Consider the following 26777-nt stretch of genomic DNA (forward strand, 5'->3'; position numbering starts at 1 on the left):
CTCCCCTACCCGGTTCCGGAAGGGCTCTGTGACCTAGGTGACTCATTTGATCGATCATTTTTCGGGGCGAGCCTGAAGTCCAGGGCCGTGCAGCGCCGACCCGCCGAGACCGTGCGCACCGCCTGGCCTATCGCCTTGCGCGAACCGACCAGGACGACCAGCTTCTTGGCCCGGGTGACCGCCGTGTACAGCAGGTTCCGCTGGAGCATCATCCAGGCCCCGGTGGTGACCGGGATCACCACGGCCGGATATTCACTGCCCTGCGAGCGGTGAATGGTCACCGCGTACGCGTGGGCCAGCTCGTCCAGTTCGTCGAACTCGTACGGCACCTCCTCGTCCTCGTCGGTCAGTACCGTCAGGCGCTGGTCGACCGGGTCGAGCGAGGTGACCACGCCCACGGTGCCGTTGAAGACACCGTTCTTGCCCTTCTCGTAATTGTTGCGAATCTGGGTGACCTTGTCGCCGACCCGGAAGACCCGGCCGCCGAACCGCTTCTCGGACACATCGGGCCGGCCGGGCGTGATGGCCTGCTGCAACAGGCCGTTGAGGTTGCCGGCGCCGGCGGGCCCGCGGTGCATGGGCGCGAGCACCTGGACGTCCCGGCGCGGGTCGAGCCCGAACTTGGCCGGAATCCGACGGGCCGCCACGTCCACCGTGAGCCGCCCCGCCTCCTCGGTGTCGTCCTCGACGAAGAGGAAGAAGTCCGTCATGCCGTCGGTGACGGGATGCTGCCCGGCGTTGATCCGGTGCGCGTTGGTCACCACGCCGGACTGCTGGGCCTGGCGGAACACGCGCGTGAGGCGCACCGCGGGGATGGGGCTGCCGTCGGCGAGCAGGTCCCGGAGCACCTCGCCCGCGCCGACGGACGGCAGCTGGTCCACGTCCCCCACGAACAGCAGATGCGCCCCCGGCGGCACCGCCTTCACCAGCTTGTTGGCGAGCAGCAGGTCCAGCATGGAGGCCTCGTCCACCACCACCAGGTCGGCGTCGAGCGGGCGGTCCTTGTCGTAGGCCGCGTCACCGCCCGGCTTCAGCTCCAGGAGGCGGTGGACGGTGGAGGCCTCGGCGCCGGTGAGCTCGGCGAGGCGCTTGGCGGCGCGGCCGGTGGGGGCCGCCAGCACCACCCGGGCCTTCTTGGCGCGGGCCAGCTCCACGATCGAGCGGACCGTGAAGGACTTGCCGCAGCCGGGTCCGCCGGTCAGGACGGCGACCTTCTTGGTGAGCGCCAGCTTCACGGCGGCCTCCTGCTCGGGCGCCAGCTCGGCTCCCGTACGGCCCTTCAGCCAGGTCAGCGCCTTGTCCCAGGCCACGTCCCGGAAGCCCGGCATCCGGTCCTCGTCGGTGCGCAGGAGACGCAGCAGCTGGGCGGCGAGGGAGAGTTCGGCGCGGTGGAAGGGGACCAGGTAGACGGCGGTGACTGGCTCGCCGTGCTCGCCTGGGACCTTCTCCCGGACGACGCCGGGTTCGCCGGTGTCCTCGTCCGGCTCGGCGAGTTCGGCGAGGCACTCGATGACCAGACCGGTGTCGACCTGGAGCAGCTTCACCGCGTCGGCGATCAGCCGCTCCTCGGGGAGGTAGCAGTTTCCCTGGTCGGTGGCCTGCGACAGCGCGTACTGGAGGCCCGCCTTCACGCGCTCCGGGCTGTCGTGCGGGATGCCGACGGACTGGGCGATCTTGTCGGCGGTGAGGAAGCCGATGCCCCAGACGTCGGCGGCGAGGCGGTAGGGCTGGTTCTTGACGACGGAGATGGAGGCGTCGCCGTACTTCTTGTAGATCCGGACCGCGATCGACGTCGACACCTCGACGGTCTGGAGGAAGAGCATGACCTCCTTGATCGCCTTCTGCTCCTCCCACGCGTCGGCGATCTTCTTGGTCCGCTTCGGGCCGAGGCCCGGGACCTCGATGAGCCGCTTGGGCTCCTCCTCGATGATGCGCAGGGTGTCCAGGCCGAAGTGCTGGGTGATGCGGTCGGCGAAGACCGGGCCGATGCCCTTGACCAGCCCGGAGCCGAGATAGCGGCGGATGCCCTGGACGGTGGCGGGCAGGACGGTCGTGTAGTTCTCCACGGTGAACTGCTTGCCGTACTGCGGGTGGGAACCCCAACGCCCCTCCATGCGCAGGGACTCGCCGACCTGGGCGCCGAGCAGCGCGCCGACGACCGTGAGGAGGTCGCCGCCGCCCCGGCCGGTGTCCACGCGCGCGACGGTGTAGCCGTTCTCCTCGTTGGCGTACGTGATGCGCTCCAGCACGCCTTCGAGGACGGCGAGTCGCCGCTCGCCCGTCGCGTTCCCCGCCTGTTGAGCCATGATCCGACGGTACCGGTGGGGTGTGACATCGACCGGGGTTGTCCACAGACGGGGCTAGACCCTGTTGCGCGGCCTTTCCTCGTCGGCGGTGCCGGGGCGGCGGGCGGACTCGGCGAGCGCGCGGAACCGGTCCCACTCCACCGCGGGCCGGGTCAGACCACGGCGGTGCAGATACCGGTCGGTCGCCCGCTGGGTGCGGCGCAGGACCCGTACGGCGTCGCTCGGCCGTCCCGAGCCCATCGGCTCCAGCACCTTCCCGGGCACGAGAAGCCAACCGTCGTCGGTCTGCCGCAACTCCCCGCGGACCAGGGCGTTCCGCATCCGGTTGAGCTTCTCGTCGTGCCGGTGCACCAGCAGCGAGGCGGGGCCGGGCACCATCGCGTGGTCGTCCGGCGGACTCACCGCGAAGCCGCCCACCGTGGGCGCGGTCCGGGTGCGGGCCAGTGCGGGCGCCCCGGAGGCGTCCCGGGCGGCGAGGACCGCCGTGGCATGGCGGGCGAGCTGCTCCGCGCCGGGCAACGGCGAGCCGTCCGGCCCGGCGGACACCTTCAGCAAGGGGGGCGCCCCGGCGGACCGCACGATCACCTGTTCCGGGGTGACGGTGATGACGAGCCGCAGGTAGTACCAGTCCATCAGCCGCCGCATCGGGCGCGAGAGATACGACCGGCTGTGCGGCTGCCGCTCGAAGAGCATCCGCCAGTAGTCGTCGAGGCCCTGCGGTCCCGTCCTGATGTCGTCGGGGCACTCGGCGCTGCCGCCGACGAAGATCTCCGGGGCGTCGGTGAGACCGCTGCCGGTGGGGTCGGAGAAGAGCAGCGCGACGCGGCCGTCCCGGCGGATGTTCAGCGCCTTCTGCGCGAAGGCGAGGGACGTGGTCAGCACCAGCGTCCCGTCCTCGCGGCGCCACACCGCCGTCGGCCAGGCGAGCGGGGTCCCGTCCCGGCCCAGGGTGACGAACTCGCAGGTGCGGTAGGCGTCCAGGACGGCCGTCGGGGCGGAGCCGAGTACGGTCACCGTACCGTCCCCCCGGCCAGCGGGGCCCGCATGGCCTGGCAGAACGCGGTGTACTGCCGCCGCCCCACCCACCGCCACATCAGCCGTCCGAGCAGCGGTGCCCGGCCCAGGAAGTAGGCCCGCTCGTCCTCCGTGGCGTCCTCCAGGATCGCGCCGAGGGCCAGCATGACCTTGTTCTTCGGGAGGGTCTCCAGGCCGCGGCGGCCCACCTCGTCCCACTCGGCGACGGTCAGATGCTCCGCGACCAGGGGAAGGACCAGCTTCTCCTCGTCGTCCAGGTGGTCGAGGAGGGCGAGCCGGTGCTCCTCCAGCGCCAGGGCGAGCTCCTGCCCGGCGACACTGTCGGCCGAGCCCCGCCACTGGGGCGCCCACTCCCCCACGGCTGCCAGGGTCCGGTCTATGTGGCCGTGCTGGTCCTCCATCCGGGCCACCAGGTCGTCCCGCGCGGCGGCCCGCTCCCGCAGCAGGGGCCAGATCAGCTCGTCCTCCAGCGCGTGGTGATGGTGCAGCCCCATCACGTAGTCGTCCAGATACGCCGCGACCTCACCGGCCCGGGCCGACGCGCCGTCCGGCACGGCACGGACCAGGCGGGGCAGCAGCGCGGACTCCCGGCGGAAGACGCGGTGCACCACGACCATCTCGTGGGTGTGGGGGCGGCCGCCGGCGGGAAGGCCGGACGGGGTGGAGTTGGGGGTCACGCGGGTGTCCTTCGACGTTCGGATACAGACGGTGACCACGCTCGCGGCGCGTGCTTGGCGGTGACATGGAGTCCGCTTGGAGCCCCCTCGACAGCGCCGCCGATGTCCGGTCCGACCAGCGCGTTTAGTACCTGTTGACGGTGTGCGCACCGGGCTCGACTACATTTCGGCGGCGTGCTGTCCATCAGAGTCCTGGGTCCCCTGGGTGCCGATGTCGCGGGCGCCCCGGTGGAGTTGGGGCCCCCGCGGCAGCGGGCCGTCCTCGCTCTCCTCGTCGCCGCCCGCGGCAGGGTGACGTCCGTCGACCGCATGGTGGACGAACTGTGGCGCGGGGCACCCCCGGCCAAGGCGACCGTGTCCCTCCAGTCGTACGTGTCGAACCTGCGCCGTCTGCTCGAACCCGGGCGGCCGCCCCGTGCACCCGCCTCCGTGCTGGTCTCCGCCGCTCCCGGATACGCCGTGCGGCTGCCCGAGGACACCGTGGACGCCTGGCGCTTCGAGTCCTGGGTGAGCCGTGCCCGGCGCGCGCCCGCGGCACAGGCCCGGGAGCTGCTGACCGAGGCCCTGCGCTGGTGGCAGGGGCCCCCGTTCCTGGAGCACGCGGACGAGACCTGGGCGCTCCCCGAGGCGGCCCGCCTGAACGCGCTGTGCGCGGAGGCCCACGAACTCGCCGTCGCCGCCGGTCTGCGCACCGGGCACACCGCCGAGGCCACCCTCGCCGCCGAGGCCATGGTCCGCGACCGGCCGCTGCGCGAGGAGGGCTGGCGGCTGCTGGCGCTCGCCCACTGGGCCGGCGGCCGGCGCGCCGACGCCCTCGCCGCGCTGCGCCGGGCCCGCGCGGTCCTGCGCGACGAGCTCGGCTGCGACCCCTCACCGGCCCTGGCCGAGCTGGAACACGCCGTCCTCGCCCAAAAGCTGGACGTCCTGCGGGCGGCGGTACCGGCAGCGCGGCGGACAGCGTCCGTACCGGCCCCGTCACCGGCGGGGGCGGTCCTGCCTGGCCCGACTCCAGCACCCGCCCTGCCCGGCCCGGCCGCACCACCACCCCCCGCGACCGTCCACCCCACCCCGCCCCGTGGCGGTCACGACCTGTTCGTCGGCCGGAGCGAGGAGCTGCGGGCCCTGGACGGCGCCGCACAGGCGGCCCGGCGCACGGGCGGCATGGTGCTGGTCACCGGCGAGGCGGGGGCGGGCAAGTCCGCCCTGCTCGCCCGGCTCACCGACCGCCTGCGCGGCAGGGGCTGGACGGTGGTCGTCGGCCGCTGCCCCGAGGACGAGGGCGCCCCACCGGCCTGGGCCTGGACCGAGGCGCTCGGCGCACTCGCGCGCACGGCACCCCCCACACGGCCGGAGGAACTGGCGGCCCTCCTGCGCGAGTCCGACAGCACGCCTGCCGCGCCGGACGCCATGGCCCGCACGAACGCGGACGGCACCACGACGGCCCCCGCCACCATGGCGAGCGCAAACCCGGACGGCACCACAACCGCCCCCGCCACCATGGCGCGCGCGAACCCGGACGGCACCACATCCGCCTCCGCCACCATCACGCGCACAACCCCGGACGGCACCACAACCGCCCCCAACACCCCGATCCGACCCCCCGCCGGCCTCCCCTCTCCCCCCGCCGGTCCCCCCTCCCCCTCCGGCAGCGCCCCCACCACCCGCGACGAGGCCACCGCGGGCCGCTTCCGGCTGTACCGGGCCTTCGCCGCCTGGCTGCGGGACGCGGCGGCCGGGCGGCCGATCGCCGTCGTCCTGGAGGACCTGCACCGCGCCGACGGGCAGACCCTCGCCCTGCTCGAAGCGGCCGCCGCGATCACCGGGGTGCCGCTGCTCACCGTCGCCTGCTACCGGCCGGCCGAGGTGAACGGGCATCTGGCCAAGAGCCTGGCCCACCTCGCGCCCCGGTTCCCGCACCGGATCGCCCTCGGCGGCCTGTCGCAGCGGGACATCGCCACCGTCGTCACCGCCGTCCGCGGCGGGCCCGTGGACGCGGCCACGGTGACGGCGCTCGCCGAGCGCACCGGCGGCAACCCGTTCTACGTGTGGGAGAGCGCGCGGCTGCTGGCCGACGAGGGCGCCCTGGTCGCCGTGTCCGAAGTGCCGCAAGGAGTACGGGACGTGCTGCGCAGGCGGCTCGCCCTGCTGCCCGCCGAAGCGCTCGCGGCCGTACGGCTCGCGGCGGTGGCGGGGCTGGAGTCCGACGTCGCGCTGCTCGCGGACGCGGCCGAGGCGGACGAGGAGACCGTGCTGGCGGGACTAGAGGCGGCCGTCGCCGCAGATCTGCTGACCGAGCCGGGGCCGGGGCGGGTGCGGTTCGTGCACGCGCTGGTCCGCGACACCGTCTACACGGACCTGTCCGGCACCCGGCGGGCCCGCCTGCACGACCGGATCGCCGTCGAACTGCGCCGCCACCGCCCCGACGACCTCGCCGCGCTGGCCCACCACTTCGCCCGTTCCGGCCGTACGGCGAACGCTCCCCTGGCCGTCGACTACGCGCTGCGGGCCGCCGAGCGGGCCGAGCGGCGGTACGCCCACGACGTGGCCGTGGGACTGATCGAGCAGGCGCTGGAGGCGCACACCGCGGCGACCGCCGATCCCGAGGACGATCCGGACGGCACCGTCGCGCTGCTGGTGCGGCTGCTGGGCGCACAGGTGCGGGCCGGTGCCACCGACGCCGCCCGGCGCACCCGGGGGCGGGCCGTCGACCTGGCCGTACGGGCGGGCCGGGACGATCTCGCCGCGGCGGTCTACGGCGGCTGGACCGAACCCTCCCCGTGGCGAAGCCGCCTGGAGGGCTTCCTGGACCGGACCGACCTGGCCCATCTGGAGCGGCTCGCCCGTGACCCCGCGCTGGACGGTCCGACCCGCGCGCGCGTGCTCCAGGTCCTGGCCGACGCGGTGGCGGGCGAGGACGCGCCGCGGGCCCTCGACGCGGCACGCAGCCAGTTGGCGCTGGCCCGGGCCGACGGCGAACCCCGGCTGCTGGCCTCGGCGTTGATGACGTCCGCGCGGGTGCTGCCGCACGAGACGCAGGGCACGGCCCGCACCCCGCTCGTCGCCGAACTGCGCGAGCTGGCCCGGGCCCACGACCTGCCCGCCCATCGCTGGGTCTGCGAACACCTCGACGGTCTGACGGCCGCGACCCGCAACGACCCGGACGCGGTACGCCGGCACACCGCCGCCGGACTGGAACTCGCCCGCCGCTACCGGATGCGCTGGGCGCAGGGCATCAACGTCGCCACCTCGGCCATGCTGGCCGCGGTCGCCGGCCGGTTCGAGGAGGCGGAGGCCCGGTACGCCGAGGCCGAGGGGCTCTTCCAGCGGGTCGGCACGCAACACGCCACGGGGCCGCGCACGCTGGGCCTGTGGACGATCCGGCTCACGCAGGGCCGCGAGGCGGAGATCGAGGCCGACGTCCGTGCCGTCCACGCGGCGGTCGGCGCCCCCGTCGCCGTGGCCCTCGCGCTCGTCCTGGCCCGGCTGGGACGGCTCGCGGAGGCGCGGGCCGTCGAGTTCCCGGCGCGGCCGGTGACGGACCATCTCTACGGGCTGGAGCTCGACTACCGCAGTCAGCTCGCGGTCCTGCTGGGCGACCGGGACACCGCCCGCATGCTGGTCGGCCATCTGCTGCCGCTGCGGGAGCAGTTCGCCGGGACGGCCGGCGGGGCCTACGCCACGCGTCCCCTCGCCCGGGCCCTCGGGGACCTGTACCGGTTCCTCGGTGAGCAGCGGCACGCGGCCGAGGCGTACACCGTGGCGGAGCGCGTCGCCCGCGCGTGGGGGGCGCCGGTCAGCGGGGCGGGCTCTTCCTGACGGCGTCTCGCCCCTGTCCGTCCCCGGTGCGTACGACGCCGGCGGCGGCCGCCAGCGCGGCCAGCGCCGTGAGCGCGGTGCCGGTCCAGCCGACGGCTTCGAGCAACGGCGCCGCGATCGTCGTACCGACGGCTCCCACCGCGAAGTACAGCACCAGGTACACGCCGCTGAGGCTGCCGCCGCGCTCGGGGTCGAGGGCCATGACCCTGCTCTGGTTGGCCGCCTGGGCGGCGAACGCGCCCGCGTCGAAGAGAGCCAGGCCGACGACGGTGACCAGGGGATCGCCGAGGCCGGTGGCGAGCAGGGCGGTGCCGGTCGCGGCGGTGGCCAGCGAGGCCGTGATCACCGTACGGGGGCTGTGGCGGTCGGCCAGGCGGCCGGTGACGGGCAGCGCGACGAAGCCGAGGAGGCCCGCCAGGCTGTAGAGGCCGATGGCGGTGGGGTCGAGGGAGTACGGCGGGCGGCCGAGGGCCAGGGCGAGGGCGACCCAGACCAGGTTGAAGGCGAGGTACCACAGGCCTCCCGCGGCCACCGCCCGGCGCAGGCCGGGGTGTTGGCGCAGCAGACGGGGCAGTGCGCGGACGGCGGCCGGGTACGTGCCGCGCGCGGGCGGCCGCTCCCCCGGCAGCAGCCACGCGGCGGCGGTCGCGCACAGCAGTACGGCGGCGGCGAAGACCAGCAGCATTGTCCGCCAGCCGAGGCCGTCCGCGAGGGCTCCGCCCACGAGGCGGCTGAGCAGGATGCCGGCCGACATCCCGGCGGCGACGCCGGCCACGGCACGCGCGCGACGCCCGTGCGGGGCGAGGCGGCCCGCGAGGGCGCCGGCCTGCGCGGCGACGCCGGCCGTGGCGCCGACGAGGAGGTAGGCGGCGAGCAGGACGCCCGCGCCGGGGGCGGCCGCGGCCAGGGTGAGGGCGGCGGCGAGGGCGGTGAGCTGGGCGGGCAGCAGACGGTTCGGCGCCACGCGGTCGGCCAGCGGGAGCAGCAGCACGAAGCCGGTCATGCAGCCGAGCAGGGCGGCGGTGGGGACGAGGCCGATCACCGACAGCGGGACGTGGAGCTCGGCGGCGATGTCGGTGAGCGCGGGCTGGATCGCGTAGTTGTTGGCGATCGCGGTGCCGGCGACGACGGCGAGCAGGACGGTACGGCCCCGACGGCCGCCGGGCTCCGGTGCCGAAGGCGGGCGTGCGGTGCCGAAGGCGGGTGACGGCTCGGGGCCGGCGGTGACGCGGGGGGTGCGTCGCGCGAGTCGCGGCTGCCGTCTCATGGCTGCTGGTGCCGGGTCAGGACGACGACGTAACGGCACTCCGTGCCGGTGTTGTTGACGAAGGTGCGCGGGGCCGGTTCGCCGAGTTCGAGGGTGTCGCCCGCGTGGAGTTCGTGCACCAGGTCGCCCTCGTGGAAGGTCAGTCGGCCGTCGAGGACCCACACCAGCTGCCGGATGAACGCGAACGCCGCCGCCGGGTACGGGACTTGCGCCCCGGGGGGCAGGCGGATCTCGGCGATCTCCGCGGGGAAGCGGGGGGTGGTGATCTGGCGGCGCCGGTAGCCGGTCTCCGGGTCGCGCCATTCCGCCGCGTCGGCCTGCCGCCGCACCCGCCCCGCACCGGTCTCGGTCGCAGTCTCGCCCTCACCCTCGCCCTCGCCCTCGCCCTCGCCCTCGCCCGCCAGCAGCGACGACACGCTGAGCCGGAACGCGGCCGACAGCTTGCCGAGGACGACCGCCGTGGGGCTGCTCTCCTCCCGTTCGATCCGGCTGATCATCGCCTGCGAGACACCGGAGGCCTCGGCGAGCTGGGCCAGGGTCCAGCGACGGCGCTCGCGCTCGGCACGCACGCGTGCGGCGATCCGGCGGACCAGCGGATCTACTATGTTGGACATGAATCCAATATACGAGAAGGCCGCCCCAGGGGTGACCGTGCGTCCGGCGCTCCCCGGGGACGCCGAGGCCGTCCGGGAGATCCGCAATCACGCGATCGAGCACTCCACCGCCCTGTGGACGGACCGGACGCTGTCCGCCGCGGAGGGGGCGGACTGGCTGGCCGCCCATCTGGAGCGCGGCTCCGCGTTCGTCGCCGAGGCCGGCGGGGAGGTGGTGGGCTTCGCGACCTACGGGCCCTGGCGCGAGAAGGAGGGCTACCGCCACACCGTGGAGAACTCGGTCTACGTCCGCGAGGGGCACCACGGCCGGGGCATCGGTTCCGTCCTGCTGGCCGCCGTCATCGACGCGGCCCGGGGCGCGGGGCACCACGTGATGGTCGCCGGCATCGAGGCCGGGAACGCCGCGTCGGTCCGGCTGCACGAGCGGTACGGCTTCGAGCACGCGGGGACGGTCCGGGAGGTCGGCATCAAGTTCGGGCGCTGGCTGGACCTGACGATCATGCGGCTGCCGTTGAGCTGAGCGGGGCGGCCGTTCCGCTCAGCTGAGCACCCTTCATCACGATCCGGTCTCAGAGGTCGGTCGAGGGCTTGATTAACCCGCATGTAATCGATTCCAATCCTCCGTACACGCCGATGTAATCGATTCCATGAACCGGTTGCCCGGCTGCACACGATCGATCCACAGGGAGGTGGAACGGCGATGGCGAGCATCAAGGACGTGGCCGCCGAGGCGGGAGTGTCCGTCGCCACGGTGTCGCGCGTCCTGAACGACCATCCGTCGGTCAGCGCCGACGCACGCACCCGCGTGCTGGCCGCCGTGGCGGCCCTGGGCTACCGCCCGAACGCCGTCGCCCGGTCGCTGCGCACCGACCAGACCCGCACCCTCGGCCTGGTCATCAGCGACGTGCTCAACCCGTACTTCACCGAACTGGCCCGCTCCGTCGAGGAGGAGGCCCGCGCGCTCGGCTACAGCGTCATCATCGGCAACGCCGACGAACGGCCCGACCTCCAGGACCACCACGTACGGACCCTGCTCGACCGCCGTATCGACGGCCTCCTGGTCTCCCCCACCGACGGCGGCTCCCCGCTGATGCTGGACGCCGCGCACGCGGGGACGCCGATGGTCTTCGTGGACCGGTGGATCCCGGGCGTGGACGTGCCGGTGGTGCGGTCCGACGGGCGGGGCGCGGTGCGTGACCTCGTCGCACACCTGCACTCCCTCGGCCACCGGCGGCTCGCGATCATCGCGGGCCCGGCGGCCACCACCACCGGCCGCGAGCGCGTGGAGGCCTTCAGGGAGGCCCTGGCCGAGTACGGTCTCGCACTCCCCGACGCCTACATCGGGCAGGGCGACTTCCAGGCCGAGAGCGGGCGGCGGGTCACCGAGGGCTTCCTCGACCTGCCCGAGCCGCCCGAGGTCGTGTTCGCCGCGGACAACCTGATGGCGCTGGGCGCGCTGGACGCCATCCGCGCGCGAGGGCTGCGGGCCCCCCGGGACATCGCGCTCGCCGCGTTCGACGACATCCCGTGGTTCGTGCACACCGATCCGCCGATCACCGCGGTCGCCCAGCCGACGGGCGAGCTGGGCCGGGCCGCCGTGCGGGCCCTGGTCGACCGCATCGAGGGACGGCCCCCGCAGTCCGTCACCCTCCCCGCCCGTCTCGTCGTACGCCGCTCGTGCGGCGAGCAGCCGGCTTTCCCCGAGCCGGCCCCCGTACAGAACAGGAGCCAGTCGTGAGCAACGCGGACGAGTTGCTGCGCATCGAGGGCATTCGGAAGACCTTCCCGGGCGTGGTCGCGCTGGACGGCGTCGACTTCGACCTGCGCCGCGGCGAGGTGCACGTCCTCCTCGGTGAGAACGGCGCGGGCAAGAGCACCCTCATCAAGATGCTCTCCGGCGCCTACACGCCCGACGCGGGCCGCATTCTGGCCGGCGGCGAGGAGGTGCGCATCCATGGCGCCCAGGACTCCGAGCGCCTCGGGATCGCCACGATCTACCAGGAGTTCAACCTCGTCCCCGATCTGACGGTCGCCGAGAACATCTTCCTGGGCCGCCAGCCGCGCCGCCTCGGCATGATCGACCGGAAGCGGATGGAGGCCGACGCCGAGGTCCTGCTCGCGCGTGTGGGGGTGAACGTCTCGCCCCGCGCGCGGGTGCGTGAACTCGGCATCGCCCGCCTCCAGATGGTCGAGATCGCCAAGGCGCTCAGCCTGAACGCGCGCGTGCTGATCATGGACGAGCCGACCGCCGTGCTCACCTCCGAGGAGGTCGAGAAGCTCTTCGCGATCGTGCGCACGCTGCGCGAGGACGGCGTCGGGATCGTCTTCATCACGCATCACCTGGAGGAGATCGCCGCCCTCGGCGACCGGGTCACGGTCATCCGGGACGGCAGGTCGGTCGGCCAGGTCCCCGCCTCCACCCCGGAGGACGAGCTGGTACGGCTCATGGTCGGGCGCTCCATCGAGCAGCAGTACCCGCGCGAACAGCCCGAGAAGGGCGCCGCGTTGCTGACCGTCGAGGGGCTCACCCGGGACGGTGTCTTCCACGACGTGTCCTTCGAGGTGCACGCCGGTGAGGTCGTCGGCATCGCGGGGCTGGTCGGCGCCGGGCGTACGGAGGTCGTGCGCGCGGTGTTCGGCGCCGACCCGTACGACCAGGGCGCGGTGAAGGTCGCCGGAGCCGCGCTGCGGCGGCACGACGTCAACGCGGCCATGGCGGCGGGCATCGGGCTCGTCCCCGAGGACCGCAAGGGCCAGGGCCTGGTCCTTGACGCGTCCGTCGAGGAGAACCTCGGTCTGGTGACGCTGCGTTCGGCCACGCGCGCGGGGCTCGTCGATCTCAAGGGGCAGCGGGAGGCCGCCGCCCGGATCGCCGGGCAGCTGGGCGTGCGGATGGCCGGACTCGGCCAGCACGTACGGACGTTGTCCGGCGGCAACCAGCAGAAGGTCGTCATCGGCAAGTGGCTGCTCGCCGACACCAAGGTGCTGATCCTCGACGAGCCGACGCGTGGCATCGACGTCGGCGCGAAGGTCGAGATCTACCAGCTGATCAACGAGCTGACCGCCCAGGGTGCGGCCGTGCTCATGATCTCCAGCGACCTGCCCGAGGTCCTCGGCATGAGCGACCGGGTCCTGGTCATGGCCCAGGGCCGGATCGCCGGTGAACTCCCGGCCGCGGAAGCCACCCAGGACGCCGTGATGGCGCTCGCCGTCAGCAACCCCACCACGCTTGAGAAGGAGGCCCCCCGTGGCCACTGACACGCTCAAGAGCACGACGGGCGCCTCAGGGCTGCGCCGGCTGCTCCTCGACAACGGCGCGCTGACCGCGCTGATCGTCCTCGTCATCGCGATGTCGGCGCTGTCCGGCGACTTCCTGACCACCGACAACCTCCTGAACGTCGGCGTCCAGGCGGCCGTGACCGCCATCCTCGCCTTCGGCGTGACCTTCGTGATCGTCTCGGCGGGCATCGACCTGTCGGTCGGCTCGGTCGCCGCCCTGTCGGCCACCGTCCTCGCCTGGAGCGCCACGTCGCAGGGCATGCCGGTCGTCCTGGCCGTGCTGCTCGCGATCGCGACCGGCATAGCGTGCGGTCTGGTCAACGGCTTCCTGATCTCGTACGGCAAACTGCCGCCGTTCATCGCGACGCTCGCCATGCTGTCGGTGGCGCGCGGTCTGTCGCTGGTGATCTCGCAGGGCTCCCCGATCGCGTTCCCGTCCTCCGTCTCGCACCTCGGTGACACCCTCGGCGGCTGGCTGCCCGTGCCGGTGCTGGTGATGGTCGGCATGGGTCTGATCACGGCGTTCGTGCTCGGACGGACGTACATCGGGCGTTCGATGTACGCGATCGGCGGCAACGAGGAGGCGGCCCGCCTCTCCGGCCTGCGGGTGAAGAAGCAGAAGCTCGCGATCTACGCGTTCTCGGGGCTGTTCGCCGCCGCGGCCGGCATCGTGCTGGCCGCCCGGCTCTCCTCCGCGCAGCCGCAGGCCGCGCAGGGCTACGAGCTCGACGCGATCGCGGCGGTCGTCATCGGCGGCGCGTCGCTGGCCGGTGGTACGGGCAAGGCGTCCGGGACGCTGATCGGCGCGCTGATCCTCGCGGTGCTGCGCAACGGCCTGAACCTGCTGTCCGTGTCGGCGTTCTGGCAGCAGGTCGTCATCGGTGTCGTCATCGCGCTGGCGGTGCTGCTCGACACGGTCCGCCGCAAGGCGGGGGCCACCCCGGTCGCGGCCGGTACGGGCGGCAACAAGGGCAAGCAGGCGGCGACCTACGTGCTCGCGGCGGTCGTCGCGGCGGCGATCGTCGGCGCCACGTCGCTCCTCCACGGCGGCACCTCGGAGGCGAAGAGCCAGAAGATCGGCCTGTCGCTGTCGACCCTCAACAACCCGTTCTTCGTGCAGATCCGCGCCGGTGCGCAGGCCGAGGCGAAGAAGCTGGGCGTGGACCTGACGGTCACCGACGCGCAGAACGACGCCTCGCAGCAGGCCAACCAGTTGCAGAACTTCACCAGCGAGGGCCTCGGCACGATCATCGTCAACGCCGTCGACTCCGACGCGGTGACCCCGGCGGCGAAGGGCGTCAACAAGGCGGGCATCCCGCTGGTCGCCGTCGACCGGGCCGTCAACAACGCGGACACCGCGGCCCTCGTCGCCTCCGACAACGTGGCGGGCGGCAAGCTCGCCGCCAAGGACCTCGCCGAGAAGCTGGGCGGCAAGGGGAAGATCGTCGTCCTTCAGGGCCAGGCCGGCACCTCCGCCAGCCGGGAGCGCGGCGCCGGCTTCACCGAGGGGCTCAAGGCCTACCCGGGCATCGAGGTCGTCGCCAAGCAGCCCGCCGACTGGGACCGCACCAAGGGCCTGGACGTCATGACCAACCTCCTTCAGGCCAACCCGGACATCGACGGTGTCTTCGCCGAGAACGACGAGATGGCGCTCGGCGCGATCAAGGCGCTCGGCTCCAAGGCCGGGAAGTCCGTCCAGGTCATCGGCTTCGACGGAACCGCGGACGGCCTGAACGCCGTCAAGGCAGGCACGCTGTACGCGTCGGTGGCACAGCAGCCGGCGGAACTGGGCAGGATCGCCGTGCGGAACGCGGTGAAGGTGGCCGAGGGCGGCAAGGTCGAGAAGTCGGTGATGGTGCCGGTGAAGGTGGTCACGAAGGAGAACGTGGCCGACTTCGCGGGCTGAGACCAACGGCCGGCGGGCGCTCTCACGGGCGCCCGCCGGCTCACGTCATCTCATAGGGGAGCAACTTCATGTACGACTACGACCTCCTGGTCGTAGGGTCGGCCAACGCCGACCTGGTGATCGGTGTCGAGCGCCGGCCGGCGGCCGGGGAGACCGTGCTCGGCTCCGACCTGGCCGTCCACCCGGGCGGCAAGGGCGCGAACCAGGCCGTCGCGGCCGCCCGGCTGGGCGCGCGCACGGCTCTGCTGGCCCGGGTCGGCGACGACGGGCACGGCCGGCTGCTGCTGGACTCGCTGCGCTCGGCCGGCGTCGACACGGTGGGCGTGCTGGTCGGCGGGGCGCCGACGGGGGTCGCGCTGATCACGGTGGACCCGTCGGGCGACAACAGCATCGTCGTCTCACCGGGCGCGAACGGCCGCCTGACGCCGGAGGACGTGCGGGCCGCGGGCAGTCTGTTCCACGCGTCCCGGGTGGTGTCGGCGCAGCTGGAGATCCCGCTGGAGACGGTCGTGGCGGTGGCGGCGAGCCTGTCGCCGGACAGCCGTTTCGTGCTGAATCCCTCTCCGCCGCGCCCGCTGCCCGCCGTGCTGCTGGCGGCCTGCGACCCGCTGATCGTCAACGAGCACGAGGCGAAGGTCATCCTGGGCGACTCGGCGATCGGGGACGACCCGGAGGACTGGGCGCGCATCCTGCTGGCGAAGGGCCCGCGGTCGGTGGTCGTGACCCTGGGCGCGGAGGGCGCGCTGGTGGCGTCCCGGGACGGCGTGAGCCGGGTGGCGTCGGTGAAGGTCGACGCGGTGGACACGACGGGCGCGGGCGACGCGTTCACGGCGGCGCTGGCCTACCGGCTGGGCACGGGGGCGTCCCTGGAGGAGGCGGCGGCGTACGCGGCCCGGGTCGGGGCGGCGGCGGTGACGAAGGAGGGCGCGCAGGTGTCCTTCCCGACGGCCGAGGAGGTCGACGCGCTGTGAAGAAGGCGGGAATCCTGAACCGTCATCTGTCCGGCGCGCTGGCCGAGTTGGGGCACGGTGACGGCGTCCTGGTCTGCGACGCCGGCATGCCGATACCCGACGGGCCCCGGGTGGTGGACCTCGCCTTCCGGGCGGGGGTGCCGTCCTTCGCGGAGGTGCTGGAGGGGCTGTTGGCGGAGCTGGTGGTGGAGGGGGCCACGGCGGCTTCCGAGGTGCGCGACGCGAACCCGGCGGCCGCGGAGCTGCTGGGCGATTCCCTCACCGGCTTGGAGTTCGTCTCCCATGAGCGGCTCAAGGAGCTGTCGGCGGGGGCTCGGCTGGTCGTACGGACGGGCGAGGCGCGGCCGTACGCGAATGTGCTGCTGCGCTGCGGGGTGTTCTTCTGAACCCGCCGGACGCGAGTGAACCGCGCCGGATGCTTCGAGGGGGCCTGGTCCGTCGACCAGGCCCCCTCGGCCTTTCCCCCTCCAGATCAGAACCCCCGCGATCCCCCCAGATCCCCTCCCCAGAAGTCCTGATGCCAAGTACGACACGGCAGGTGCGGGGAGGGTTGTACGGCTTCTCGAGAAATTTTCACCGGGCCGCTCTAGCGGGGCTCAGGCACCGGATGCGGGTCGGCGAGGACCACGCCCCAGCTGTCGTCGTCCCCGATCCGGACGGTGAGTTCCTGAGTGCGGCGGGACTTGGCGAAGTGCAGCACCACGTCCTGGCGTACGGACCCCTCGTCGAGGAAGTCCGCGGTCACCTTCCCGCCGGCGTCGGCGGCGTACGTCTTGATCCAGGCGCGGGCCTGCGGGCGTCCGTCGCCGTCCTCGGTGTGCAGGGCGGCCAGTGCCTCGGCGTCCTGGTCGGCGAGGTGCCAGACGATCTGCTGGACGGTGCCGAGGCTGCCGGTGGAGGGGTGGCCGGTGACCTGGAGGGGGCGGTGGTTGGTGTAGGCGGTCTGGTACTCCGTCGGGCCGTTGTCGTCGCCGCATGCCGTCAGCAGGGCGCCGAGGGCGAGGGCCAGGGCGGGCAGGCGCAGGGTGCGGATCATTCTCAGCTCCTCGGCTTGGGGCGCAGGATGATCACGCGCTCGATGTAGCCAGGTCGCGGGGTTTCGCGGTACGGGCCTCGGCGAGCGAGTCGGCGATGTCGCCGCCCTCGCCGGCGAGCGTGAGGCCGGCGGGGTGGGCCTTGGGCGCCACGGTGCCGTCCGCGCGGGCGGTCAGGTCGGTGTCGACCGGGACCCAGCGGCCGTCGCGTTCGAAGCGGATCGGGCCCGCGGTCAGCTCGGTCGTCAGGGAGCCGTCCCCGTGCACCCAGGTGGTCGAGGTCTCGGCGCGCTCGGACAGCGCCTCCACCGGGGAGCCTGTGCGATGCGCCGCGGCGTGCACCGGGCCGGCCGGCAGCAGGACGGACAGGAGAACCAGGCCGGTGGTACCGGCCTTCGGTATGCGCATGTTTTGTTGCGGCCTTTGGTCAATGGGCGGTAATGCGACCGCAAAGACTAAGAGGCTCCCGTGAGGAACACATACCGATCGATGACCGGATTGCAACGATCTATCCGGATATTGCGTGAGTGACAATGACCATCGGTGATTTCGGAACGCCGACGGCACGAATCCCGTCGGCGTTCCGAAGCCCGTCCTGCTATGCCGTGTGCTCCACGAACCGTGCCGCCGTCTCCGCCAGCACCTCCCGCCCGTCCCGCGCCCACAGCCCGTCGTTGAACAGCTCCACCTCGATCGCGCCGGTGTACCCGGCCGCCTCGACGTAGCCCTGCCACTCGCGCATGTCGATCGCGCCGTCGCCGATCTGGCCGCGGCCGTTGAGGACGCCCTCGGGCAACGGGGTGGTCCAGTCGGCGAGTTGGAAGGTGTGGATACGGCCCGACGCGCCCGCGCGGGCGATCTGGGCGGGGGCGTTGTCGTCCCACCAGATGTGGTACGTGTCGACCGTGACGCCGACCTGGTGGGCCGGGAAGCGTTCCGCGAGGTCGAGGGCCTGCTTGAGCGTCGAGACCACGCAGCGGTCGGAGGCGTACATCGGGTGGAGAGGCTCGATGGCCAGCTTCACACCGCGCTCCTCCGCGTACGGGCCCAGCTCGCTCAGCGCGTCGGCGATCCGTTCCCGGGCGCCATGCAGGTCCTTCGAACCGGCCGGGAGACCGCCGGAGACCAGCACCAGCGTGTCCGTGCCCAGCGTCGCCGCCTCGTCGATCGCGCGGCGGTTGTCGTCCAGCGCCTTGGAACGTTCCCCCGGCTCGATCGCCGTGAAGAAGCCGCCGCGGCACAGGGTCGTGACGGTCAGGCCCGCGTCGCGGATCAGCTTGGCGGTCGCCTCCAGGCCGTACGTCTGGACGGGCTCGCGCCACAGGCCGACGTTGGCGATGCCCAACTGGCCGCAGGCGTCGACCAGTTCCGGCATCGACAGCTGCTTGACCGTCATCTGGTTGATGGAGAAGCGTTCAAGTCCGGTGCTCACTGGACCACTCCGTACAGGGCGAGCAGGGTCTTCATCCGCTCCTCCGCCAGCTTCGGGTCCGGGAACAGGCCCAGGCCGTCCGCCAGTTCGTAGGCGCGGGTGAAGTGCGGGAGGGAGCGGGCCGACTGGAGGCCGCCGACCATCGTGAAGTGGCTCTGGTGGCCCGCCAGCCACGCCAGGAAGACCACGCCCGTCTTGTAGAAGCGGGTGGGAGCCTGGAAGAGGTGGCGGGACAACTCGACGGTGGGGTCGAGGAGTTCGCGGAAGCCGGCCACGTTCCCGGTGTCCAGGACGCGGACCGCCTCCGCCGCCAGCGGGCCCAGCGGGTCGAAGATGCCGAGCAGGGCGTGACTGAAGCCCTTCTCGTCGCCCGCGATCAGCTCGGGGTAGTTGAAGTCGTCGCCGGTGTAGCAGCGGACGCCCTGCGGGAGGCGGCGGCGGATGTCGATCTCGCGCTGGGCCTCCAGGAGGGAGACCTTGATGCCGTCGACCTTGTCCGGGTGGGCCGCGATGACCTCCAGGAAGGTGTCCGTGGCCGCGTCCAGGTCGGACGAACCCCAGTAGCCCTCCAGCGCCGGGTCGAACATGGGGCCCAGCCAGTGCAGGATCACCGGCTCGGACGCCTGGCGGAGGAGGTGGCCGTAGACCTCCAGGTAGTCCTCGGGGCCGGAGGCCGCGGCGGCCAGCGCCCGCGAGGCCATCAGGATGGCCTGGGCTCCGGACTCCTCCACGAGGGCGAGCTGCTCCTCGTAGGCGGCGCGGACCTCGGCCAGGGTCGCCGGGCCGGTGAGCTGGTCGGTGCCGACGCCGCAGGCGATCAGGCCGCCGACGGACTTCGCCTCGGCGGCGGACCGGCGGATCAGCTCCGCCGCGCCCGCCCAGTCCAGCCCCATGCCGCGCTGGGCGGTGTCCATCGCCTCCGCCACACCGAGGCCGTGGGACCACAGGTGGCGGCGGAAGGCGAGGGTAGCGTCCCAGTCGACGGCGGCCGGGGAGTCGGGGGTCGTGTCCGCGAACGGGTCGGCCACCACGTGCGCCGCCGAGAAGACCGTACGGGAGGTGAAAGGCGTGCCGGTCTTCACCGGCAGCGGCTCGGTGCGGGGCTCGTACGCCCTCAAGCCGCCCTTGAAGTCGGGGAGTCGGATCGTCACAGCGCGATCTCCGGTACGTCGAGACGGCGGCCCTCCGCCGAGGACCTCAGGCCCAGCTCGGCGAGCTGGACGCCGCGGGCGCCGGCGAGGAGGTCCCAGTGGTAGGGGGCGTCGGCGTAGACGTGCTTGAGGAACAGCTCCCACTGCGCCTTGAAGCCGTTGTCGAACTCGGCGTTGTCCGGGACCTCCTGCCACTGGTCGCGGAAGACCTCGGTGGCGGGGATGTCCGGGTTCCAGACCGGCTTGGGGGTGGCGCTGCGGTGCTGGACACGGCAGTTGCGCAGACCGGCGACGGCGGAGCCCTCCGTCCCGTCGACCTGGAACTCGACGAGCTCGTCGCGGTTGACGCGGACGGCCCAGGAGGAGTTGATCTGCGCGATGGCGCCGCCGTCGAGCTCGAAGATGCCGTACGCGGCGTCGTCGGCGGTGGCGTCGTAGGGCTTGTCGTTCTCGTCCCAGCGCTGCGGGATGTGGGTGGCGGTGAGGGCCTGGACGGTCTTCACGCGGCCGAAGAGCTCGTGGAGGACGTACTCCCAGTGCGGGAACATGTCGACGACGATGCCGCCGCCGTCCTCGGAGCGGTAGTTCCAGCTCGGGCGCTGGGCCTGCTGCCAGTCGCCCTCGAAGACCCAGTAGCCGAACTCGCCGCGGATGGAGAGGATCCGGCCGAAGAAGCCGCCGTCGATGAGGCGCTTCAGCTTGAGCAGGCCGGGGAGGAAGAGCTTGTCCTGGACCACGCCGTGCTTGATGCCCGCCGCGTTCGCGAGGCGGGCCAGCTCCAGGGCGCCGTCGAGGCCGGTGGCGGTGGGCTTCTCGGTGTAGATGTGCTTGCCCGCCGCGATCGCCTTCCTGATCGCCTCCTCGCGGGCCGAGGTGACCTGGGCGTCGAAGTAGATGTCGACGGTCGGGTCGGCGAGGACCTCGTCCACGTCGGTCGCCCAGTGCTCCAGACCGTGCTGCTCGGCGAGCGCCTTCAGCGCGTGCTCGCGGCGGCCGACCAGGATCGGCTCCGGCCACAGCACGGTGCCGTCGCCGAGGTCGAGGCCGCCCTGCTCGCGGAGGGCCAGGATGGAGCGGACCAGGTGCTGGCGGTAGCCCATGCGTCCGGTCACGCCGTTCATGGCGATCCGCACCGTCTTGCGTGTCACGTCGGTCCCTTCGTAGGCGTCGTACGCAGCGTTCCCTGCGCATTCCGTACGCGGTTGTGCGCGCCGCGTACGCCTCGACTGGTGAGCGATACAGCAAGCGCTTTCTATCTACGAAGAAGCTAGCCTCTGACCAGCGGTCTGGACAAGACCGTGACGGGGTTGAGTTGTTCGAGGGGGCGAACAACGGGGGTCGGGGGCCTTAAGGTCTGGGGGGTTGCGTGGCCTTGGGGGTTGCGTGGCCCTGGGGGACTGCGTGGCCTGCGGGGTCGTGTGCCCTGCGGGGCCCTGTGGCCCGTACGAAACCAATGCCTTGCGCCTGTGCGTGTACAACGAGGTACGACTGAGATGCGCGACCGGAGGACGACGAGATGACGGTGACCCTGGCGGACGTGGCGGCGCGCGCACAGGTCTCGCCCGCGACGGTGTCGCGCGTGCTGAACGGGAACTACCCCGTGGCCGCTTCCACCCGCGAGCGGGTGCTGCGCGCCGTGGACGAGCTGGACTACGTGCTGAACGGACCGGCGAGCGCGCTGGCCGCGGCCACGTCCGACCTGGTGGGGATTCTCGTCAACGACATCGCCGACCCCTTCTTCGGGATCATGGCGAGCGCCATCCAGTCGGAGATCGGCGGTCCGGGCGGACGCGCGGGCGGTGAGCGCCTCGCGGTGACCTGCAACACGGGCGGCTCCCCGGAGCGCGAACTGACCTATCTGACGCTGCTCCAGAGACAGCGGGCGGCGGCCGTCGTGCTGACCGGTGGCGCCGTCGAGGACGCGCCGCACGCGGCGGCCGTGGCCGCGAAGCTGCGCAAGCTGGGCGAGGCGGGGACGCGGGTGGTGCTGTGCGGGCGGCCCGCGGTGCCGGACACCTCGGCCATCGCGCTGACCTTCGACAACCGTGGGGGCGGGCGGGAGCTCACCGAGCATCTGATCGGGCTCGGCCACCGGCGGCTCGGGTACATCGCGGGCCCGGAGGAGCGGACGACCACCCGGCACCGGCTGGAGGGGCACCGGGCCGCGCTCGCCGACGCGGGGATCGAGGAGGACCCGCGGTGGACCGTGCACGGGCCGTACGACCGTCGGGCCGGGTACGAGGCGACCCTGGAGCTGCTGCGGCGGGACCCGTCGCTCACGGCGGTGGTCGCGGCGAACGACTCCGTCGCGCTGGGGGCGTGCGCCGCCCTGCGGGACTCGGGGCTGCGGATTCCGGACGACGTGTCGGTCGCCGGGTTCGATGATCTGCCGTTCAGCATCGACGCGGTGCCGGCGTTGACGACGGTGCGGTTGCCGCTCGCGGAGGCGGGGGCTCGGGCGGGGCGGATCGCGATGGGGCGGGAGGAGCCGCCGCCCGGGGGGATTGCCGTGATTCGGGGGGAGTTGATGGTGCGGGGGTCCACGGGGGGTCCGCGGGGTTGATCGCGTCGTAGGTGACGCGGGACGACCGGCGGCGGCGCGGGGCGACCGGCGGCGGCGCGGGGCGACCGGCGGCGGCGCGGGGCGACCGGCGTCTCCTTTGGGTTCGCGGTGGCCGAGCGTGGTGGAGAACTGTCCCACGACGTACGGGAGTTGCTGCTCGCAGGGCATCGGGGCGCCGTGCCGCGATTCTCCGCGCGGGGTTCGGGCTCGCGGAGGTCAGGGCGGTGCTGGAGCGGGTCCTCGGCGGGGAGCTCTCCGGGACCCGGCCCGAGATGGAGTCGCCCGCACGCCGGTTGCGGGGTGCCGGCGTCGAGGTCGTCGTGTCGGCTCACGCCGCCAGGCGCTGCTCCGGAAAGCGCGTCGTCAGCCAGACTCCGAGGCCCGGTGTCAGGGGGACGTGCCGGGGATGGCGGAAGCCCAGGGAGCGCAGCTGGTCGGTGTGGCGGACCGCGAGGGTGAGGGCCACCGCCGTGGCGGTCTCCGCGTCCACCTCGGCGAGGCCGGGGGCGAGGAGGTCGGCGACCAGGGTCGGCTCCCAGGCCTCCGTGTCGTCCTGGGCGCAGACGGTGACGACCGTCCAGTGCGGTTCGGCGGGGCCGGCCTTCTTCAGGGCCGCCGGGAGGAGCGGGCTCTCGGGCGGGCGGACGGCGAGTTCGCGGGCGAACAGGGAGCCCAGGCGGGCGTGCGGAGGCTCGGCGCCGGCGTCCGGCGGCATCCAGACGGCGGCCGCGAGCAGCTCGCCGTCGGCGCGCTCGGCCACCCACACCTGGCCCTCCTCCAACGCGTGGTGAGCCAGCAGCAGGCGCATGGCGCGCTGCGCCTGGTCCCAGTCGCCGGCCAGGCACTCCCCCGAGCGGAGCACGGGCGACGGCGGGGTGATCAGGCGGACCACCGCCGGTACGTCGACCAGGCCGGCCGGGCGGATGACGGCGGTACGGGGGCGCAGTCGCAGGATCGTCATGTGCGGGGTCTGCCTTTCACAACGACCGGGCGGGGCCGGTCAGTTCGACGGTTGCGGGGGTGAGGGACGGGCGGGGGGCCACCACCGCGACCGGTACCGTCCGGTTCGGGGTGTGGGGGGTGCGGGGCGCCCGGAGGGTGCGCGGGGCACTCGACGTGCTCGACGCGCCCGACGTGCTCGGTGCCTCCTGTGCGCGGCTCAGCAGCGTCACGCCGTACACCGCCGCCGCTGCCCCTGCCAGCGCGAGCAGCGTGCCCGTGCCGCCGTACTGGAATCCCTCGCCCAGGAGCGCGATGCCGATGGCGGACGCGGTGACCGGGTTGACCAGGGTGAGGAGGGCGAGGGGGCCGCCGAGGCCGCTGCGGTACGCCTGCTGGGAGAGCAGCAGGCCGCCGACCGCGAAGCCCACCGTCAGGACCCCCACCAGAGCCGTGCCCCAGGACACCGTCGGGCCCACCGCGAGCTTCTGCGACAGCGTGGAGCCGACACCGGAGGCGATGCCGGACGCCGCGGCGAACGCCAGGCCTCCCGTGCCCGCGCTCACCAGCACCGCCACCGCGCCCGCCGCGAAGAGCGCGACGGCCAGGACCTCGGCGGTGCCCAGCGTGTCGTGCGGCGCGCCACCCGTCGCGGTGACCAGGAGCAGCGTGCTCAGGCCTACGAGGGTGTAGGCGACGCCCCGCCACTGGGTGCCGGAGGTGCGGCGGCCCGTGGCCAGCGAGCCCAGCGGCACCGCGAGCACCAGGCTCAGCGCGCCGAGCGGCTGGACCAGGGTCAGCGGGCCGTAGCGCAGGGCGACCACGTGGAGCAGCGCGCCGCCCGCGTTGAGGGCCACCGACCCCCACCAGGCGCCGCGGGCCAGTGCGCCGCGCATGCCCGGCGTGGCCGCCGCGGTCCGTTCCTGGACGACGGCGGCCGTGGCGTAGCAGACCGCCGAGATGAGGGAGAGGGCGACCGCCAGCAGCACCGGGGACGCTGTCATCGGGCCCACCTCCTCGCCGGGCCGGGCCCACGCCCGACCGCATCAATACGAAACCGTTTCGTACAGATAGGCTACGGAGCCTCTTAGCGAAACGCAAGCGTTTCTTTTGGCGGGGCTTTCAACGGGCCTTCAGCGCCCCGGGACCCCGCCCTTCACCGCCGCGAAACCGAACAGCTCCGGCACCCCCTCCCGCCCCCTCTCCACCGTCCGCTCCAGCCGCAGACCGGCCGCCGGCACGGCGTTCAGCAGGTCCGCCAGCGGGATGTGCCAGGCGCCGACCCGGGCCCGTACGCCCGCCGGGTTCCAGCCGCCGAGCGTCCGGGAACGGTCCGCGTACCCGTCCCCCAGCACCACCCGCCCCGGCTCACCCCGGTCCGCGAACGCGCCGACGAAGCAGGGGTGGACGCCCAGGTGCACGAACCGGCCGCCGGGAGCCAGGACGCGGGCGATCTCCCCGGTCACGGCGGCGTAGTCGGGGACGTCCGTGCTGGCCAGCACGCACACCGCGGCCGGTACGGAGCCGTCGGCCAGCGGGAGGGCCGTCGCGTCGGCGACCGCCACCGGCAGCCGGGCGGCGGCGTGGCGGAGCTGGCCGCGTGAGAGGTCGATGCCGACCGGGGTCCAGCCGAGGTCCGCCGGCACGCCCGCGTGGGCGCCGGTGCCGCAGCAGACGTCCAGGCAGACGCCCGCGCCGGGGCCCAGGAGGTCGCCGAGTGTGCCGTGCACCTGGCGGATGTAGTCGCCGCCCGCGTCGGGCGACATGTAGTCGTTGTACCAGTCCGCGTGGTCGTCGTACGCCGCTGTCGTCGTCATACCTATGACGCTGGGAACACGCCGTCCCGCACAAACCCCGGTTCGCTCTCGGCACGCGGCATTGTCAGTGCTCGCCCTTATCGTCACGCCATGGTCTTCTCCCTGCCCGCCGGGCTGCCCCCGGGGCGGTTCGAGCGCCGTGGCCCTGCCGAGATCTGGGTCTGCGACGAACTGCCGGACGACGTCGACGTGTTGTTCGGCGAGCTGCTGCGGCAGGCCGCCGTCACCGGCCTGTATCCGCACCTCTGCTGGCCGGACCCGCACGACCGGCCGGAGGACCCGGCCGCCGCCGACGCGATACGCCTGGACGAGGTCCTCGCGGCCGACTTCGCGGCGTACCGGCAGGAGCGGCTGCCCTACTGGTCCGCCCCGGCCTCCGAGGAGACGTCGGACGACCTTCCCGAGGACGTCGAGCCCTGGCCGCACGACCCCGGACCGCCCTTCGAGACCTGGCCGGGACTCGCTCCCGCCGGTCCGCCGTCGGGGGACGGTGGTCCCGGTACGACGCCGGAGGAGGCCGCGCGGCGTACCGTCGCCGATCTCCTCTCCACCGAGTACTTCACTCCGTCGCTCACCCTCGTCCCCGCCCGCCGCGCCGCCGACGTGGTCGCCGTCATCGGCTGGGACGGCGGTCCGCCCATCCCCCTCCTCACCGCCCTGCTGCGCAGTTGGGAGGACCGCTTCGGGGCGCGTGTCGTGGGTGCCTACGGCGGTGACGTCCATGTCTCCGTCGCCCGGCCGCCCCTCGACCGGGCGAGCGCGGACCGGCTCGCCCTGGAGCACCTGCTGTCCACCGCCGACAACATCGTGGACGACCCGCCCACGCCCTTCCCCGAGTACGCGAGCGGGCTGATCGGGCGGACGCAGTGGCGGTTCTGGTGGGACTGAGCCGACGCGGGACCGAGCCGGCGCGGCCGGGGTCCGGAGGGCGGGGCGGGGATCTGGACGGCGGGGCGGGGCGGTCGTACGGTTATCTCTGACTGAGTCAACTATCCGAGCCGCCCTGTCCGCCTCGCCACCCGGGGGTCGCCCGCCATGACCGTCCAGGACATCCGCGCCTTCAACCGCTTCTACACCAACGTCATCGGCGCCCTCGACTACAGCCGCCGGCTCTACGCCCCGTTCACCCTCACCGAGTCCCGGGTCCTGTACGAGCTCGCGCACTCCCCGCGTACCGACGCGGCCGACCTGCGGACCGAACTCTCGCTGGACGCGGGCTATCTGAGCCGGATCCTCAACAAGTTCGAGGAGGACGGGCTGATCGAGCGGACGGCCTCGCGGCGGGATCCCCGGCGGCGGCGCGTCACGCTCACCGTCCGGGGCCGGGAGACCGCAGCGCTGCTCGCCGAACGGGCGGACGAATCGGTGGGCGCGCTCCTCGCCACCGTGCCCGCCGCCGAGCGGCCGCGGCTCGCGGAGGCCATGCGGACCGTCCGCGACCTCCTCTCCGAGGGGCGGCCGCCCCGCCGTGAGGACGTGCTGCTGCGCGAGCCAGGGCCCGGTGACCTGGGCTGGATCGTGCAGCGCAACGCCGCGCTCTACACGGCGGAGTACGGCTGGAACGCCGACTACGAGGGGCTGGTGGCGCGGATCGTCGCCGACTTCGCGGAGGATCACGATCCGCATCTGGAGCGGGTGTGGATCGCCGAGCTGGACGGGCGGCCGGTGGGCTGCGTGATGTGCGTGCGCGACGAGGCGCCCGCCACGGCCCGGCTTCGGCTGCTGCTGGTCGAGCCGGACGCCCGCGGCCTCGGCATCGGGGACCGGCTGGTCACGGCCGTCATCGGCTTCGCCCGCGAGGTCGGCTACCGGGACCTGGTGCTGTGGACCAACGACATCCTCAGCTCCGCCCGCCACATCTACCAGCGCCACGGCTTCGTGCTGCTCGCCGAGAAGCCGCACCGGTCCTTCGGCAAGGATCTGGTCGGCCAGGACTGGCGGCTGGACCTGCACGGCACCCGGGAGTGACG

At 73.3% G+C, this 26777-nt stretch carries 23 protein-coding genes; 10 read left to right on the top strand and 13 right to left on the bottom strand.

Features of this window, described 5'->3' with window-relative positions; genetic code table 11:
* Positions 1-5 precede the first annotated feature (5 nt).
* Genes recD2 through EJC51_RS18895 form a run of 3 tightly spaced genes read right to left on the bottom strand, consistent with a single transcriptional unit; the run spans position 6 to position 4018 of the window.
* On the bottom strand, positions 6-2306 hold the full coding sequence (gene recD2 / locus EJC51_RS18885; RefSeq protein ID WP_126272160.1) for an SF1B family DNA helicase RecD2: 2301 nt from the start codon (positions 2304-2306) through the stop codon (positions 6-8).
* Between the two features lie 54 nt (positions 2307-2360).
* Positions 2361-3320, bottom strand: a complete 960-nt coding sequence (locus EJC51_RS18890) for a pyridoxamine 5'-phosphate oxidase family protein (protein WP_126272161.1) — start codon at positions 3318-3320, stop codon at positions 2361-2363.
* Complete coding sequence (locus EJC51_RS18895; protein WP_244362729.1) at positions 3317-4018, bottom strand: hemerythrin domain-containing protein; 702 nt, start codon at positions 4016-4018, stop codon at positions 3317-3319. Before EJC51_RS18895 ends, EJC51_RS18890 begins: the two co-directional genes overlap by 4 nt.
* A 174-nt stretch (positions 4019-4192) precedes the next feature.
* Between EJC51_RS18895 and EJC51_RS18900 the strand changes: the two genes are divergently transcribed.
* Positions 4193-7834: a BTAD domain-containing putative transcriptional regulator gene (locus EJC51_RS18900; RefSeq protein ID WP_244362731.1), complete on the top strand. Its 3642-nt coding sequence runs from the start codon at positions 4193-4195 to the stop codon at positions 7832-7834.
* Here the strand turns inward: EJC51_RS18900 and EJC51_RS18905 are convergent.
* Complete coding sequence (locus EJC51_RS18905; protein ID WP_126272162.1) at positions 7812-9101, bottom strand: MFS transporter; 1290 nt, start codon at positions 9099-9101, stop codon at positions 7812-7814. The two genes, EJC51_RS18900 and EJC51_RS18905, sit on opposite strands and share 23 nt — an antisense overlap.
* Positions 9098-9715: a helix-turn-helix domain-containing protein gene (locus EJC51_RS18910; protein WP_126272163.1), complete on the bottom strand. Its 618-nt coding sequence runs from the start codon at positions 9713-9715 to the stop codon at positions 9098-9100. Before EJC51_RS18910 ends, EJC51_RS18905 begins: the two co-directional genes overlap by 4 nt.
* Here EJC51_RS18910 and EJC51_RS18915 point away from each other — a divergent pair.
* The 6 genes from EJC51_RS18915 to rbsD all read left to right on the top strand — a co-directional run bounded on the left by EJC51_RS18915 (position 9714) and on the right by rbsD (position 16257).
* Positions 9714-10235 (top strand): GNAT family N-acetyltransferase, encoded by a 522-nt coding sequence (locus EJC51_RS18915; RefSeq protein WP_126272164.1) that lies wholly within the window; start codon positions 9714-9716, stop codon positions 10233-10235. The two genes, EJC51_RS18910 and EJC51_RS18915, sit on opposite strands and share 2 nt — an antisense overlap.
* Positions 10236-10415: 180 nt before the next feature.
* Positions 10416-11453 (top strand): LacI family DNA-binding transcriptional regulator, encoded by a 1038-nt coding sequence (locus EJC51_RS18920; RefSeq protein WP_126272165.1) that lies wholly within the window; start codon positions 10416-10418, stop codon positions 11451-11453.
* Positions 11450-12973, top strand: a complete 1524-nt coding sequence (locus tag EJC51_RS18925; RefSeq protein WP_126272166.1) for a sugar ABC transporter ATP-binding protein — start codon at positions 11450-11452, stop codon at positions 12971-12973. The genes EJC51_RS18920 and EJC51_RS18925 overlap by 4 nt, the downstream gene beginning before the upstream one ends.
* Complete coding sequence (locus EJC51_RS18930; RefSeq protein ID WP_126272167.1) at positions 12963-14900, top strand: ABC transporter permease/substrate-binding protein; 1938 nt, start codon at positions 12963-12965, stop codon at positions 14898-14900. The genes EJC51_RS18925 and EJC51_RS18930 overlap by 11 nt, the downstream gene beginning before the upstream one ends.
* 68 nt (positions 14901-14968) lie before the next feature.
* Entirely contained in the window at positions 14969-15871 is a 903-nt protein-coding gene (locus EJC51_RS18935; protein ID WP_126272168.1) for a ribokinase, read from the top strand.
* Positions 15868-16257, top strand: a complete 390-nt coding sequence (gene rbsD, locus EJC51_RS18940) for a D-ribose pyranase (protein ID WP_126272169.1) — start codon at positions 15868-15870, stop codon at positions 16255-16257. The genes EJC51_RS18935 and rbsD overlap by 4 nt, the downstream gene beginning before the upstream one ends.
* 200 nt (positions 16258-16457) lie before the next feature.
* Here rbsD and EJC51_RS18945 read toward each other — a convergent pair whose 3' ends face one another.
* From EJC51_RS18945 to EJC51_RS18965, 5 genes are all read right to left on the bottom strand, one after another.
* Positions 16458-16907, bottom strand: coding sequence for a hypothetical protein (locus EJC51_RS18945; RefSeq protein ID WP_126272170.1), 450 nt, complete (start codon positions 16905-16907; stop codon positions 16458-16460).
* 31 nt (positions 16908-16938) lie between these two features.
* Positions 16939-17313 carry a hypothetical protein gene (locus EJC51_RS48235; protein WP_207924745.1) on the bottom strand — a complete coding sequence of 125 codons (375 nt, stop codon included), beginning with the start codon at positions 17311-17313 and terminating at the stop codon, positions 16939-16941.
* Positions 17314-17503: 190 nt separating this feature from the next.
* Positions 17504-18301, bottom strand: a complete 798-nt coding sequence (locus EJC51_RS18955) for a sugar phosphate isomerase/epimerase family protein (protein WP_126277038.1) — start codon at positions 18299-18301, stop codon at positions 17504-17506.
* A 32-nt stretch (positions 18302-18333) separates the two neighbouring features.
* Complete coding sequence (locus tag EJC51_RS18960) at positions 18334-19488, bottom strand: dihydrodipicolinate synthase family protein (RefSeq protein WP_126272171.1); 1155 nt, start codon at positions 19486-19488, stop codon at positions 18334-18336.
* A complete protein-coding gene (locus EJC51_RS18965; RefSeq protein WP_126272172.1) occupies positions 19485-20636 on the bottom strand; it encodes a Gfo/Idh/MocA family protein in 1152 nt (383 codons plus the stop codon). Before EJC51_RS18965 ends, EJC51_RS18960 begins: the two co-directional genes overlap by 4 nt.
* 368 nt (positions 20637-21004) lie before the next feature.
* Between EJC51_RS18965 and EJC51_RS18970 the strand changes: the two genes are divergently transcribed.
* The gene (locus tag EJC51_RS18970) at positions 21005-22051 is read left to right on the top strand and encodes a LacI family DNA-binding transcriptional regulator (RefSeq protein ID WP_097264370.1); all 1047 of its coding nucleotides are present in this window, start codon (positions 21005-21007) and stop codon (positions 22049-22051) included.
* 328 nt (positions 22052-22379) lie between these two features.
* On the opposite strand, the gene EJC51_RS18975 is transcribed toward EJC51_RS18970, so the two are convergent.
* From EJC51_RS18975 to EJC51_RS18985, 3 genes are all read right to left on the bottom strand, one after another.
* On the bottom strand, positions 22380-23012 hold the full coding sequence (locus tag EJC51_RS18975) for a hypothetical protein (RefSeq protein ID WP_126272173.1): 633 nt from the start codon (positions 23010-23012) through the stop codon (positions 22380-22382).
* A 16-nt stretch (positions 23013-23028) separates the two neighbouring features.
* A complete protein-coding gene (locus EJC51_RS18980; protein WP_126272174.1) occupies positions 23029-23994 on the bottom strand; it encodes a DMT family protein in 966 nt (321 codons plus the stop codon).
* Between the two features lie 129 nt (positions 23995-24123).
* A complete protein-coding gene (locus tag EJC51_RS18985) occupies positions 24124-24807 on the bottom strand; it encodes a class I SAM-dependent methyltransferase (RefSeq protein ID WP_126272175.1) in 684 nt (227 codons plus the stop codon).
* A 90-nt stretch (positions 24808-24897) separates the two neighbouring features.
* Between EJC51_RS18985 and EJC51_RS18990 the strand changes: the two genes are divergently transcribed.
* A complete protein-coding gene (locus EJC51_RS18990) occupies positions 24898-25695 on the top strand; it encodes a DUF4253 domain-containing protein (protein WP_126272176.1) in 798 nt (265 codons plus the stop codon).
* Between the two features lie 147 nt (positions 25696-25842).
* Positions 25843-26775 carry a bifunctional helix-turn-helix transcriptional regulator/GNAT family N-acetyltransferase gene (locus EJC51_RS18995; RefSeq protein ID WP_126272177.1) on the top strand — a complete coding sequence of 311 codons (933 nt, stop codon included), beginning with the start codon at positions 25843-25845 and terminating at the stop codon, positions 26773-26775.
* The last annotated feature ends 2 nt before the right edge of the window (positions 26776-26777 follow it).

It is taken from the genome of Streptomyces aquilus, from assembly GCF_003955715.1.
Classification (GTDB): domain Bacteria; phylum Actinomycetota; class Actinomycetes; order Streptomycetales; family Streptomycetaceae; genus Streptomyces; species Streptomyces aquilus.